The organism is Quadrisphaera setariae (genome assembly GCF_008041935.1).
Classification (GTDB): Bacteria; Actinomycetota; Actinomycetes; order Actinomycetales; family Quadrisphaeraceae; genus Quadrisphaera; species Quadrisphaera setariae.
In genome coordinates, this window is sequence record NZ_VKAC01000007.1 from 168462 (window position 1) to 182254 (window position 13793).

Here is a 13793-nt window from a genome sequence, read left to right on the forward strand (position 1 = left end):
CCCGTTGGGCGCGTCGAGCGCGTCGAGGGCAGAGCGGTACGCCACGCCGACCGGGGTCCCCTTCGTGGGGCCCGTGGAGGCGGGCGGGACGGCGCCGGGCTGCGTCGTGGTGCTCACAACAGGCCAGGGTACGGGCGTCCGCACCTGCTTTCCCGCACAGCCCGTCCTCGTCACCCGGTCGTCGGGGGCGCCGTGGTCGGGGGTGGACGGCGAACGGGCCGCCCCCCGCGCCTGGTCGGCGGTGGGAGCGGCCCGTCAGCGGGGCTGGTGGATCAGCCGGAGACGTGCTTCAGCTCGTCGATGCGGGCCTGCGAGACGGTCTTCAGCTCGCCGGTGGCCTCGGCCAGCGGCACCTGGACGACCTCGGTGCCGCGCAGCGCGGCCATGGTGCCGAAGTTGCCCTCCGCGATCGCGGTGACGGCCGACAGGCCCGAGCGGGTGCCCAGGATGCGGTCGTACGCGGTGGGGGTGCCGCCGCGCAGCAGGTGGCCGAGCACGGTGACGCGGGTGGCCAGGTCGGGCAGCTTCTCGTTCAGGATCCGCTCGAGCGCCTCGCCGGCGCCCTTGAGCTGCACGTGGCCGAACGCGTCGAGCTCGGCGCCGGTGTGGGTGACGTCGCCGCCGGCGGCGATGGCGCCCTCGGAGATGACGACGAGCGGGGCCTCGCCGCGCTCGGCGACCTTGGCGATGGTGGCGGCGACCTCGTCGGCGTCGTACTCCTGCTCGGGCAGCAGCGTGACGTGGGCCGAGGCGGCCATGCCGGTGTGCAGGGCGATCCAGCCCGCGTGACGGCCCATGACCTCGACGATCATGGCGCGGTGGTGGCTGGCGCCGGTGGTGGCAAGGCGGTCGCAGGCGTCCACGGCGATCTGCACGGCGGTGTCGAAGCCGAACGTGTAGTCGGTGGCCGACAGGTCGTTGTCGATGGTCTTGGGGGCGCCGACCACCTTGATGCCCTGGCTGTGCAGGTGCGTGGCCACGCCGAGGGTGTCCTCGCCGCCGATCGCCAGCAGGGCGTCGATCTCGAGGCGGGCCATGGTGGCGCGGATCGCGTCGACCCCGCCCTCCATCTTGACCGGGTTGGTGCGGGACGAGCCGAGGATCGTGCCGCCGACGGGGAGGATGTGCTCCACGACGGAGCGGTCGAGCGGCGTGGTCAGCCCCTCGATCGGGCCCTTCCAGCCGTCGCGGAAGCCCACGAACTCGAACCCGTACGTGTCCGTGCCCTTCAGCACGGCTGCACGGATGACGGCGTTGAGGCCGGGGCAGTCTCCGCCCCCGGTGAGAACTCCGATGCGCATGGTGGTTCACCCTAGCGAGGGCGGCTGGTGTCCCCCGCCGTCGTCGTCCTGACATGGGGGTGCCGGAGGACGACGACGACGCACGGCCCGTCGAGGGAAACCCCCGTGACCGCGTGCGAGCGGGCGCGCGAGGATGGGGCGCCAGCACCCGACGCCCACCAGGAGGACGACGTGCCTGAGCCCACTGACAGCGCCGCCGAGCAGACCCCGGACGCCCCAGCACCCGAGGAGACACCGGCCGAGGCGCAGAAGCGCCGCTTCAAGGAGGCTCTGGAGCGCAAGCAGGGCGTGAAGCACCCGCACGACGAGGTCGCCGGCGGCAAGAACCTCCACGGCCGCGGCGGCGCCACGGCCCGCCAGGAGTTCCGCCGCAAGTCTGGCTGACCCGCACCGCTGCAGGTCAGAGCCTGTTCATGGGCGGCTAGTCCGCAGTTGGTCCGCAGGATTCTCAGCGCGGGGAGCCGCGTTGGCGAGGTCGTCGAGCAGACCCGCCAGCGCGGCCCGCGTCCGGTCCTCCGCGCTGGGCCAGAGGTGGCTGTAGGTGTTGAGGGTGACGCTGGCGCTGCGGTGGCCGAGCGCCCGCTGCACGGCGACGACGTCGACGCCGGCCGCGATGAGCCCTGACGCGAAGTAGTGCCGGAGGTCGTGAAGGCGCATGCCGGCGACACCGGCTCCGCGACGGGCCCGGCGCCAGCGGTCGCTGGCGATGTTCTGGGTGAGGGGTGCTCCCCCGCCCTCGGTCAGCAGCCACCGGGTTGGCTGGTTGCCCGGACGATGTTCCTGGACGTAGCGGGCGACGGCTTCGAGCAGGGCGTCGGGCACGGGGACGTCCCGCTCGCTGCCGTACTTCGGCGGGCTCTCGACGAGGGCTCCCCCCGTCGCCCGCGTGAGCTGGCGCCGCACGCGGACGGTGCGGCGCAGGAAGTCGACGTCGGCGACCTGCAGGCCGCAGAGCTCCCCTAGTCGCAGGCCGGCGCCTGCGGCGAGCAGGACCATGACGCGGGTCTCGGGCTCAGCCGCGGCGGCGAGCACGGCCGCCACCTCCTCAGGGGCGGGGAGGCGCATCGCGGCCTCGGCTCGACGCACCCGCGGAAGCGTCACCCCAGCGCTCGGGTCTGAGACGAGGTGCCGGTCGAGGACGGCGGCGCGCAGCACTGAGCGCACGTTGTTGCGGCGGGTGCGGATCGTGCCCGGCGCCAGGCCCTGCTTGCGCATACCGGCGACCCAGGACTCGACGTGGCTGCGGCGCAGGCGCCCCAGCGGGAGGTCGCGGAAGGTGCAGGTCCTGACGGCGATATCGACGGCGCGGGCGGTGTTAGGTGCCCACACCTGCCGCTCGGACCATACGGCGTAGAACTCAGCCAGGGTCGTCTGGGCGGCCGCGGGGTCGACGTACTGGCCGGTGACGACCGCGGTGGTGACCTCGTCCAGCCACCGCTGGGCGTCGACCTTGCGGCGGAAGTGCCGAGACCGCTCCTTGCCGTCCTCGTCGCGGAACCTGGCCCGCCACATGCCGTCCGAGCGCTTGGCGATGCTGGACATCGTCAGCCTCGCCCGAGCGGCTCAGCTCGCTGGAGGTCGGGGATTTCGAGCGTCTCGGCCTTGCTCCGGTGGCGCATCGGCGGAGTGTCCGGGCTGCATCGCCCGCGGTAGCTGGATCAGCGCGAAGCTGTGGAAAACGCACCCCTGTGCACACGCCTGTGGAAAGACGCCCGCAGTGACACACAACAGGAACGGTGCCGGTTGCCCGCGCCCATTGGCGACTGTGCCAGCGAACCCGCTCGTGCAGCCGCTAGGGAGCCCGCAAGGCACCACCTTCCCGACCGCGCCGGTCGGGAAGGCTCGCCGCAGGCAACCGGAGTGGGTCACCACTCCGTATATCTTGCTCCGCCCCGAGACCCGGGCCGCGCCCCCATCGCGGTGGTCTCGGGCTTCGATCGGGCCAAGGGCAGATCTTCGATGGCTTCGAGACGGCGCTCAGGACGGGACGGGAAGCGACCCCAAGAACGTATATAGGGCGGGATATTGAGGAGAATCCCGCCCTATAACGGTAACCCCACCCGAATATCGGACGCGGCGCCTACCGTCGGGCCGTGGCCCTCCCCGCCCGTCCCCTTGTCGACACGGACATCGACGTCGACGCCGCCGAAGTTGTCAGCTCTGACAGCGTGGTCGACTGTGACCTCAAGTCCAGGTTCAGCGCGGGTCCCGCCTTCGACGCGGGTGCGCGCCACCGTGCCGGTGTCGACGGCGACGACCTCAACGACGGGGACGTCCTCACCGACGCAGCGGTCGAGGGGCGGCTGCAACTCGCCTCGGCCGGCGTGCTGCCGGAACTCGACGGCTTGCCCGAGCGCGAGGCCGCCCACGCCCGCGCCGCCCGGGCGGAGAACACCTTGCGCGCGTACCGCTCGGACTGGGCCGAGTTCGCCACCTGGTGCTGCGCCCACGACGCCGACCCGATGCCGGCCACACCGTCGGCGCTGACCGGCAATCTGGTCGCGCTGGCCCAGGCCGGCGCAAGGGTCGGCACCCTGTCCCGGCGCCTGTCCTCGATCAAGTTCGCCCACGCCAGCGCCGGGCATCCCGCCCCCGCCACCCACCCCCGCGTCATCACGGTGTGGGAAGGCATCCGCCGCGTCCACGGCGCCCCGCCGAGCAGGCGAGCCCGCTGATGCCGCCACTGCTGTTCGACGCCCTGGCAGCGTGCCCGACCACCCGGACCTGGCCGACCGTCACCCCCGCGACGGGACAACGCCGCAGGTCGGGACTACGCGCTGACAAGCCGGACCTGATTGGGGCCCGCGACCGCGCACTGCTGCCGGTCGGTTTCGTCGGCGCCCTGCGCCGCAGAGAACTCACGGCCCTGGAGACCGACGACGTCGCCGAGCACCCCAGCGGCCTGGTCCTGTCCCTACCCCGCTTGAAGACCAACCAGACCGGCGAGCACGCCGAGCTCGTCGTCCTACCCCGCACCGGCAACCCCGACCGCTACCCCGACCTCGCGCTGCAGCGCTGGCTGGAACTCGCCGGCCTCACCGAGGGCCCGGTGTTCCGCGGCGTGACCAAGGCCGACCGCGCAAGTGCGCGGTACCTGCACCCGGAATCGGTGACCACCCTGGTCAAGGGCGCCCTAGCCCGCACTGGCGCCCCCACCACCGGGCACAGCGGGCACTTCCTGCGGGCGGGGTTCGTCACCTACGCCCACCTGCGCGGCTCGAGCGACCGGGCCTTCGCCCACCAGACCTGGCACCGCTCGATGGCCTCTCTGGGCGGGTACGTGCGAGTACCCCACGCGTGGACCGACAACGCGGCAACGAGCTCGAGTCTGTAACGCCCGTCACCCTCGACATCCAACGACATGAAGACCCACACACAGCCAATGGCGTCCTTCGGTGTCCCAGAAGTTCCACAACGATCACATGGTCGAAATAGCCTGGGTCGAGGCCGCGCGTTGCTCGCTCGTGCGGGTACCTAGCCACGGGGTGGACAGAAGTGCATCTTGCCAGTCTTCGACTTACAAATTTCCGCGCCTGCCGGGACACTCACGTGCGCTTCGGCTCCAATCTGACGGTTCTCGTGGGTGAGAACGCATCAGGCAAGAGCGCCATCATTGACGCCCTGAGACTCGCGACATACCAGGTAACGGGCCGCCAGTCGGCCTACCTATCGCCAGACTCCGACCTGAGTCGAGGCAGCGACACCGGAACGCCGATCGAGATTTCTACCCGGTACAGCGGTCTCACCGAACCTGAGCAGGCCTTGTACCTTCCCAAGCTCGTCGATACACATGATGACCTCGTGTATACCGCCACCTTCGCTACCGACCCAACCGTCCCTCGCAGGAGCGTCACGTCGTGGTCGGTGGGAGAGGTGGGCGTGGAGGATCCCGAACCAGCCTCCCGACGGCGCATTGCTCATGTCTACCTCCCCCCACTGCGTGACGCTTTACGAGATCTTGACGGCCACGACCAGACACAGTTGTTCGAAGTCTTGCGGATACTGGTAGGCGGTGACGAGGAGAAGGAGTCAGCATTTGTTGACGCTGCCGCGATCCATCTCGCCGCCATCGCCAAGCTAGATCTGGCGGCCGATGCTCGACAGCAGATCCAGGACTACTACAGCCAAGCTGTTCCGCCCAGTCGCGAACATCACATCGCACTAAACCACAGAGACCGCAGGCTCCGTCATCTCGCGGGCTTGCTACGCATCCAACTGTCTGAGACAGACTTCCCCGAAAGCGATATCGCAACTACGGGTCTCGGCTACGCCAGCCTGCTCTACATTTCGATGATCGTGCTGCAGCTCGTCAAGGCTCGCGAGAGCGATCTGACCCTGCTGCTCGTGGAAGAGCCAGAAGCACACCTGCATCCGCAGCTCCAGCTGGTCCTCTTGGACTTCCTACGTGGGCAAGCGGAAACCAGCGGAGACGATGCCGGGGGGCGACAGCCGGCGGGCAAGGTGCAGGTCATCGTGACGACCCACTCACCCACCCTTGCTAGCACGGTTTCAGTTCGAAATATTGTGGTCGTTGCTCGCGATAGCGAACGGCAGGCATGGGGGACCGTGACCACGGCGTTGAAAGATCTACCTATGGCTGCCAGCGACTTTCGTAAAGTCGACCGCTACCTTAATGTCACTCGAGCTGCATTGTTGTTTGCCCGAGTCATCGTGCTGGTCGAGGGCATTGCAGAGATGCTCCTCCTGCCGGCCCTGGCGAGGCATTACGTCAAGGCAGAGACCCACGGACGAGCAGATGCAGATGCCGAGTTCAAACGGCGGATGCGGCAATTCCACAGCGCAACGTTTATCAACGTCGAAGGAGTCGACTTCGCCCCCTACCTCAACCTTCTTCTCCTGGGCGGGCCAACAAGGGTCGATCGGGTCGTCGTCGTGACCGACGGTGACCCCAGCACGAGGAACCCCTTGGGCGCCGGTGAGAGTCGGCGCACCGCCTATGAGGAGCGCTTTCCAGAGCACGTCACCGCCGGACGACTCATCGTCAGCGTCGGTGGAACGACCTTGGAAGCGGAGATGTATCGCCACCCGGAGAACGAGGAGCGACTCAAGACCGCTTTTCTAAGTTTGCACCCGCAGTCCGTCAGCCAGTGGGATGCGCTAGTGAAAGCGGTCGGCGACGGCGACGAGTCGACACGAGCCAGCATCTTCGCCCAAGCCATCAAACCGAGAAGCAGGGCCCAGCGTTCGACCGGCGAGACTTCGGAAGAGACAGAAGTCGCTTCACCGAGACCAATCCACCTAGACATCGGCAAGGGCGACTTTGCCCACGTGATCGCTGAGGCTCTGGAGGCTGACACCCAGTCGCGAATGCGCATACCCGCCTACCTCCTAGCCGCGCTAGAGGCAGCAACGAATCCCCAGGTCTCTGAACGCGCCGCCACAGCCGACCAAGCATCTCCAAGAGACGGCGGCTGATGCCATGACGCAACAGCTCACCGATGAACAGCGAGCAGCGCTCGAGCCTGGCGTACGTCTGATTGAAGCTGGCCCTGGGGCGGGGAAGACCCTGACAGTCGCGGCACGCTTCCGGCAACGGGCCGTCGACGGGCGCGGTGTCGCCCTGCTGTCCTTCACCAACCGAGCCATCGACGTTGCTCGATCGCGGTGTCGCGACACTCCTTCTCTACTCGAGCCGCCTCACTTCATTGGAACCTTTGATCAGTTCCTCCACCGTTTCGTCACTACACCCGAGATCTTGCGCCGGTTCAGGCAGAGGCCTCAATATGTCGCGTCGTGGCGCGACCTCACACATGACCTTCGGCGCATTCGTCCGGGTAAGAGTGACGACGGTTTCGAGCTAACGGACTTCCTGGTCGATGACGAAGGTCGCCAGGTACTTGACGTTGACCGCCTGAGCTGGAAGGCGCGGCAACTATGGACCCGCCTGTCCCCGGCCCACCAACGATGGGTCACCACACAGGCACACCGCCGCCTCGGCAGACTGCGCGAAGCGCACGTGTACGACTGCGATGGAGCTCGTCGATTAGCGTTCGAGATCTTATCTGTCCCTGACAACGTCTACTTGCGCCGCCTAGCGGCACGATTCGACGAGGTGATCGTCGACGAACTCCAAGACTGCAACCAGGTTGACCATGACCTCCTTCGACTCCTGCGCCACGCGGGTCTGCATGTTGTGGGTGTGGCCGACCCGGATCAAGCCATCTATGACTTTCGGCGACCTCAAGCCAGCCTGTCCGTAGATCCATACCTCGCCTACCGGGGCTCGCTGGCCGCGCACGAGATTGCCCCTCTGACCATCTGTCACCGTTCGACGCCGGTCATCTGCGACCTCGTCAGCAGTCTGCGGGCCATCAGCCAGGATCGCGTAGTTTCTGGTGACGACCCACCCAGCGGTTCCAATGTCGTCCACGTCGTCATAGGCAACGACGCAACAGCTGGCATCACGGCGATGCAGGTTATGCGTGACCTTGGAATCAAGCCGGAGAACACATGGATCCTTGCGGCCACGCGTCGGCAAGCGCGCTCAATCAGCCAACGGTCACCGGACTCAACCAGTGGCGGTACCGCAGGAGCAGCGCTGCTCAGCGCCTTGAACCAACTTCGCCTCAGGGAGTCGGCTCATGTCCGCGCGAAGTCTATCTTCGATGTTGAGACTTTTATGCTCCGCATGCTCGACTGGCCCGCAGATGAGGTGCTACACACGCGCGCAGAGCAGCTGGACCGGCTTGAGTTGTCCACGGAAGACCTTCGTATAGCTGCCTTGCGCCTGGTGTTCGCATCGAAAACCTGGGATGACAAGGACTCCTGCACGAGGAGCCTGAAATCTATTATGAGCACCTTCGCCTCACCCCTTCCTTTAGGACTCGTTGCCAACTACGGGACTAAAGCTCAGATTCGTACCACGGCTTGGTCCGAGTGGGTATCGTCAATGCCAGGCAGCGAGGTGAACGACTTATCTAGGGTGCGGTCTAGCCATATCCATGGAGTCAAGGGTGAAGAGTTCGAGGCTGTCATTCTGTCCCTGGTAGCTCAACGAAGGGGTGGAGATCACGCGTTGCAGGACTGGGACGATGGTCGCGACAGTGAACAACGACGCGTCCTCTATGTCGGCGCGAGTCGGGCTCAACGCTGCCTCGTGCTTTTAACCCCGCCGAGCAAGAAGGCCCAGGTGCTCCACCTCTTGCGCAGATCTGGAGTCGCTTTCGAGGTGTACAGCACGTCGACGTAACCAGGGGCGGGCCTGCGGTAGTCGCATAACCGAATCACCATAGGCTGAGCTATGCATGCGTTGGCGGCACTGTTCCCGCGCGCTGAAGGCGCCGCAGGCGTCCGTCGCCCTGACTTAGCATCGCCGTCGCGAGTACTCTGACGATCGCAGTACGACAATCGCTACTAACGCCGGATCTATCTTTCAGTTGTCGGGCGCATCATCGACAGCAATGAGCCGACCGCCCGAGTCGCCATCGGAGTAGCGCCACAGGGGAAGCGCCTGATCGGGGTCTGCATGAGGCCCGCGCAGCATGCGGTATCCCCCTCCTTCCCGCCTCCACAGGCCTGCTTTGACCAGCCGGTCGATGGCGTCCGCAGCAGAAGAGGCATCCTCATCGGCGGCCTCCAGAGCCTCGTCGGGGACATAGCCCGTTCGCCCGTGGGCGGAGGTCCAGGAACCCATTCGCGTGAACAGTCCCGTGGCGGCGAGACCCGCAGGAGCGCGCAACGGCTCCAGCTCGAAGAGGTCAGAGTGGATGTCGAAGGTCCCCACAGAGTCAGTGTGGCTCCTACGGGCAAGATAGGCACCGAGACACCCGAGTGATGGCGGCACCGATGAACGCCGACTTCGAGGCGCCGAGCTTGGCTCGCTGCGCCGCGGGTGACGGTCGACCATGGACGCATGAGCGAGATCCGGCTGGGTCCTGGCCAGTCACTACGGCTGGCCTTCGAGATGATGCAGGTAGAACCCGGCCCCGGTGCACACCGCCTTTCCCTGAACTACCGCGCCGAGCCGGTCAACCTGCCTGTCGGAGCGGTGCTGGTGCTCGGCGGCACGGCAGTGCTGCACGCCGGGGGGTGGTTGGGCACTCTGCATCCGGAAGCAGCCATGCCAATAAGCGTCAATGCGGTCTACCCGCGACCAACGGTCCTGACAACGACTATCAGCGATGGACAGTTGGCTGGGCTCGAAGCAGCGCGCGACGGCCGAGACCTTGAACTGCTCATCACTTTGAACGCCACGTTGACCGGTGCTCCAGAGCTCGACTACCCCAGCAGCAGCACCCAAGACTGGCTGCGGATCCCGGGACCTGAATGGGCGCGCCACGCCGAACGGCTCGGCGCGTTGGTCACCGTGCCCCTTCGCGTCCCCCTGCCGCTCGGCGATCCCCACAGCACGCGAGCCCGAGCTGGTCTGCACCTACAGGCCTCGATGCGCGCCATCAGCGACGGCCGCCACCACGAGGCCGTCCGTGAGGCGCGCATCGCGCTCGAGCTACACGGCGAGGTATCCCCACCTGCGAGCTACTCCAAAGCCGAAGCCGCACGCACCCGCGACCTGCCCCAACGCTTCGCCGTCTTGCGCGATTCGGTGTACGCGGTGGCCAGTGGCGCCGCCCACGGCGATGAGGTGACCGAGAGCTTCGAGTACTCCCGATCCGACGCCATGACCGTCGTGGCTGCGGTGGCTGCCTTGATGCAGCGGTCACCTTGAGTGGCCTTGCCTACCCGGCCATCACGGACAGCGGGGTCACAGGGACGTCCGCCGGCTGATCTGTTGATCAGGGTTGCTGCGCGCTGTCTGTGGACCCGTGCCGGCGTGAGCGGTTCCCCGGCGCCCCGTCGTGCCTGTCTCGTTCAAGAGCATAAGCAGGTCGCTCTCGCACAGCACCTCGATGTCCTGCCCCTTCGCGCGTTGAGCGGCAGCTCGAGCGGCCTTGCCGGTCGCGAAGTCAGCCGGGTCTGCGCCCTTGAAGCCGTCACCGATGACCAGCACATTGGTCCGCTTCGTCACGTTGCTCTCGGGGATTGCCCCCAGAGCCGCGACCTGCGCCCAGACGTCCTCGCGGCGCAGCGACAGCGCCCCGGTGAAGACCATCACCTGGCCAAAGAGGCGGTGGTGGGGGTCAGCGTCGGGGTTGGCCGCAGGCGGTAGCGGCTTGCCGGAGGATCCTGGCGCGTAGGTGCGGTGGCAGCCTTGCCAGGTGTCCGGGTCCACCTGGCCGAGGAGGACCAGCAACTTGGTCGCCAGCGAGCTCAGCGACGGCGCCTGCTGCAGCGCAGCCAGGGCGAGCACGATGCCGGCGGCAGCCCCGGCGTCGGCGGCGGCGTCGTGGTGGCTCATCAGGTCAACGCCCAGGGCGTCCGCGACCATCGGCAGCCGGTAGCTGATCAGGGACAGCGCACGGCGGGCCATCACCAGGGAGCAGGCGTACTGCAACCGCGGCCAAGCGAGGCCGGCAGCGTCGCAGGCATCGCGCAGCGCGCCGATGTCGAAGGCGGCGTTGTGCGCCACCACCGACAGGTCGCCGACCACGGCGATCAGGCGCTGCAGGCTCGCTTCGAAGGAGTCGGCGTCGGCGACGTCGGCCGGCCCGATGCCGTGCAGGGCGGTGTTATAGGCGTCGAACCAGTTCAGTGAGGCTGCGGGCTTGACCAGCCAGGCGTGGCGTTCGGTGATGCGGCCGGCGCGTACGACGACCAGGCCGATCGCGCAGATTGAACCGCGGTGGTGGTTGGCGGTCTCCACGTCGACGGCGACGAAGTCCAGCCCCGTGCTCATCGGTGCGGCGTCGCCGTGATCGGCACCGGTTGGCGCGGAGGCACCCGGCTCGACGGTCGCCGCGGAGGTCGACGCTGTCATGGCCGCAGCAGCCGTGTGGACGAGGCTGGAGTGCGCTGCGCGGGCGTGCGGGATGGCCATCACGCGGCCGCGGGCTCGGTCAGTCGGATCGGGAAGGGCCGGGCCTCGTGGTCGCGGGCGGCGCGCAGGTGCTTGCGGGAGATGCGCACCACTTCCAGCGCTTCCCAGCAGGTGCCGAGCCGCTCGACCCAGCGGGCCACGCGCAGGGTGTCTACGGTCAGCACGGACGCACCGTCCTCGTCCGTCGCAGCGGCAGCCTCGCTGGCCGTAGGGCTCGGCGCCGACTCGGTGGAGTGGTTGATGGGCCGTGGCGGCGTCGGCCACTGCGGGTCAACGATCGTCTTGGCGCGGGCGGTGGGCAGGCCCGCGACGTAGTCCTCGTGCACGGCCTGCAGCGCGTCTCGCTCGCTGAGCACCTCCGCCTGGCAGGCGTCGATGTCCACACCAGGCAGCTCCGGCAGGTCGGCGGCAGCGACGAGGGCCTGCGCGCCTGGGCAGACCAGCAGATAGCGACCGGCCACGAGCTTCGCGAGGTGGGCGGGGTCGGTAGGTACCACCCAAGCCCCAGCCATCCGGCTGACGCCGGCGTTGCCGTCCAGGGCCACCCACCACACGGCCATGTGGTCGCGGTCGGCGTTGATGACTGCGACGACGGGCTGACGATGGTCTTGCTGCTCCCCCATCGCGTCAGGCTGTCACTGCACGCCCGTCCACACGGCCAATTTGGTGAACAGCGGCGCGTCTACCTGGCCCCCCAGATCCGCACCGGCCGACGTCAACGGGCTGCGATACCTAGAGACAGATGCGGCGCTCCCACGCGCCGCTGCCGCCCGTAAATCAGCACCGAAGTGAAAGCGCGCACCACTGGCGTTTCCCCTCAGAGAGCGGAGGCGGTGGCTACCGTCGCGGGATGGGGTTGCTGGACCGGCTGCTCAAGCGTCGTCCGAAGGCGTTGACCGTCTCGATGGTGGAACAGGTGCAAGTGGAACGGGCGCCGATGGAGCCCCTCACCAAGGTGCTCAGCGCCGTCGCGCCAGCCGCAGCGCACTTACCGGTGCTGCTGGCACGCACGGCACCGCAAACCGCATCCACCGCGGTGGAGCCGTCTGCGCTGGTGAGCGTCGAGGACCGGCGCGAGCACCGGCACGCGGCTCGCCAGGCCCACGTCGCGGACGCGCAGCACCGACACGAGCAGGAGCTGCAGGGCAAGGGCGAGGGCGCCGACGCTCACGCCGCCCGCGGCCGCACCGTGCGCGGTAAGCCGTACTACCTGTGGGTGGAGACCATCGAGCAGCTCAAGCGGGAGGCCCGCCACGAAGAGGTGCTGGCGCTGCTGTACGAGTGCATTGCTGCCGCGGAGAGGGACCGTCGCGGTGGAGCTCCGGCGCCGGCGTACACCGAGCACGCCGCGATCGTGCACCGCAAGATGGGCGACCACGACGCCGAGATCGCTGTGATCAAGCGGTGGCTGCGACTGGCGCCGGAGAACGAGCCCAAGCTGGCCCGGATGAGCGACCGGCTCACGAAGGCGTCGGCCCTTCAGGAGCGCAAGCGCGTGCCATCTTGAGTCCTCGACGACGGCCTTGGCGCCTGAACGACATCGACGGCGAGGCAGGTTGCTACCGGACGACGAGTGACCGCACCAGCCGGGTCCTCCAAGCCCACGTCCTTCTCGCCAGTCCAGTCCTGCTGGCCGGGACGGCCGCCGGGGGACCGAACTGGACCGACGTCACATCCGCGTGGGCCGCCGTGGCTGCCGCCGTTTTCACGCTCTTCACGTTCCTGGTCGCGGTGTGGGCGGTCGTGTACGCCAAACGTCAAGTGCAAGGGGCCCGTGAGCAGCTGGAGGAGGCACGCTCCTTGCGCCGGGAGCAAGCACAGCCCTACGTGGTCGCCTACGCGCGCACCCGCGATGAGGTCTCCCCCCACCAACTCGAGGTGGTGCTGGAGAACCTCGGCGCCACCGGAGCGCGCAACGTGGTGGTGACCTCCGCCCCGCCACTGGTGCGCACGGATCCAGCAACGGGAGGCGCTGAACCCGTGGCCCTCCCTTACCTCCTACCTTTCCTCGCCCCTTCCCAGCGCTGGCAGACCTACTGGGACAGCGGCCCCGAGCTGGTCGCCAGCAACTTGCCTCAGCGCTTCGAGGTGACCGTCGCCTACGACGACAGCTTCGGTGACCACCACCAAGAGGTCTTCGTCTTGGACTGGAGCGTCTTCGTGCCACGACTGTTTAGCGGCGAACGGACCGTCCACCACTTAGGCAAGGCCCTGGAGGACCTGGCCAAGACGATGAAGGCCTGGTCGTCCAAGAACGAGGTGGTGCGCGTTGCCACCTACGACGGCGAGGACTTCGACCGCAAGCGGGCTCGTGAGGCGAGATCAGCGGCGCACCGCCGCGCGAAGAGGGGTCGTGCGCACCAGGAGCTGGTCGAGCGTCTCCTGCCTGCAGAGGCTTCTGCCGTTGTCCCCGATGAAGTCACCGAGGACGCTTCGCCCGCCTCAGAGGCCGCTTCCGGCCCGGAGCCCTTTCGTTCTCCCTCCTCGGAGGCTTGAGCCTCACTGGTCCGCTGGGGGAACGCCGCTGGGTGCAGTGACGGGTCCAGCCCGGCGTGCGGGCCTCGTGTAGCTGGCCTTCGGCGTCGTGATGTCCGACC

13 protein-coding genes are annotated in these 13793 nt (G+C 67.8%); 8 read left to right on the forward strand and 5 right to left on the reverse strand.

Annotation, left to right across the window (positions count from 1 at the left end):
• Window positions 1-272 precede the first annotated feature (272 nt).
• The gene (locus FMM08_RS13095) at window positions 273-1301 is read right to left on the reverse strand and encodes an ATP-dependent 6-phosphofructokinase (protein ID WP_147926809.1); all 1029 of its coding nucleotides are present in this window, start codon (window positions 1299-1301) and stop codon (window positions 273-275) included.
• A 171-nt stretch (window positions 1302-1472) separates the two neighbouring features.
• Here FMM08_RS13095 and FMM08_RS13100 point away from each other — a divergent pair, with 171 nt between their 5' ends.
• On the forward strand, window positions 1473-1685 hold the full coding sequence (locus FMM08_RS13100) for a DUF5302 domain-containing protein (protein WP_147926810.1): 213 nt from the start codon (window positions 1473-1475) through the stop codon (window positions 1683-1685).
• A 27-nt stretch (window positions 1686-1712) separates the two neighbouring features.
• Here FMM08_RS13100 and FMM08_RS13105 read toward each other — a convergent pair whose 3' ends face one another.
• Complete coding sequence (locus tag FMM08_RS13105) at window positions 1713-2843, reverse strand: tyrosine-type recombinase/integrase (RefSeq protein ID WP_147926811.1); 1131 nt, start codon at window positions 2841-2843, stop codon at window positions 1713-1715.
• Window positions 2844-3394: 551 nt separating this feature from the next.
• On the opposite strand from FMM08_RS13105, the gene FMM08_RS13110 reads away from it, so the two are divergent.
• The 4 genes from FMM08_RS13110 (at window position 3395) to FMM08_RS13125 (ending at window position 8511) form a co-directional block, all read left to right on the forward strand.
• The gene (locus FMM08_RS13110) at window positions 3395-3976 is read left to right on the forward strand and encodes a site-specific integrase (protein WP_147926812.1); all 582 of its coding nucleotides are present in this window, start codon (window positions 3395-3397) and stop codon (window positions 3974-3976) included.
• Window positions 3976-4635: a site-specific integrase gene (locus FMM08_RS13115; protein ID WP_147926813.1), complete on the forward strand. Its 660-nt coding sequence runs from the start codon at window positions 3976-3978 to the stop codon at window positions 4633-4635. The genes FMM08_RS13110 and FMM08_RS13115 overlap by 1 nt, the downstream gene beginning before the upstream one ends.
• 161 nt (window positions 4636-4796) lie before the next feature.
• Window positions 4797-6737, forward strand: a complete 1941-nt coding sequence (locus tag FMM08_RS13120) for an ATP-dependent nuclease (protein WP_147926814.1) — start codon at window positions 4797-4799, stop codon at window positions 6735-6737.
• A gap of 4 nt (window positions 6738-6741) precedes the next feature.
• Window positions 6742-8511: an ATP-dependent helicase gene (locus tag FMM08_RS13125; protein WP_147926815.1), complete on the forward strand. Its 1770-nt coding sequence runs from the start codon at window positions 6742-6744 to the stop codon at window positions 8509-8511.
• A gap of 183 nt (window positions 8512-8694) precedes the next feature.
• On the opposite strand, the gene FMM08_RS13130 is transcribed toward FMM08_RS13125, so the two are convergent.
• Window positions 8695-9045: a hypothetical protein gene (locus FMM08_RS13130; RefSeq protein WP_147926816.1), complete on the reverse strand. Its 351-nt coding sequence runs from the start codon at window positions 9043-9045 to the stop codon at window positions 8695-8697.
• Window positions 9046-9174: 129 nt separating this feature from the next.
• Between FMM08_RS13130 and FMM08_RS13135 the strand changes: the two genes are divergently transcribed.
• Window positions 9175-9987, forward strand: a complete 813-nt coding sequence (locus FMM08_RS13135) for a hypothetical protein (protein ID WP_147926817.1) — start codon at window positions 9175-9177, stop codon at window positions 9985-9987.
• A gap of 36 nt (window positions 9988-10023) precedes the next feature.
• Here the strand turns inward: FMM08_RS13135 and FMM08_RS13140 are convergent, their stop codons facing one another.
• Window positions 10024-11136, reverse strand: coding sequence for an exonuclease domain-containing protein (locus FMM08_RS13140; protein ID WP_222710741.1), 1113 nt, complete (start codon window positions 11134-11136; stop codon window positions 10024-10026).
• Window positions 11137-11195: 59 nt separating this feature from the next.
• Window positions 11196-11819: a hypothetical protein gene (locus tag FMM08_RS13145; protein ID WP_147926819.1), complete on the reverse strand. Its 624-nt coding sequence runs from the start codon at window positions 11817-11819 to the stop codon at window positions 11196-11198.
• A gap of 227 nt (window positions 11820-12046) precedes the next feature.
• Here FMM08_RS13145 and FMM08_RS13150 point away from each other — a divergent pair, with 227 nt between their 5' ends.
• Complete coding sequence (locus tag FMM08_RS13150) at window positions 12047-12703, forward strand: hypothetical protein (RefSeq protein ID WP_147926820.1); 657 nt, start codon at window positions 12047-12049, stop codon at window positions 12701-12703.
• A 182-nt stretch (window positions 12704-12885) separates the two neighbouring features.
• Window positions 12886-13692, forward strand: a complete 807-nt coding sequence (locus tag FMM08_RS13155) for a DUF8453 domain-containing protein (RefSeq protein WP_147926821.1) — start codon at window positions 12886-12888, stop codon at window positions 13690-13692.
• Window positions 13693-13793 lie beyond the last annotated feature (101 nt).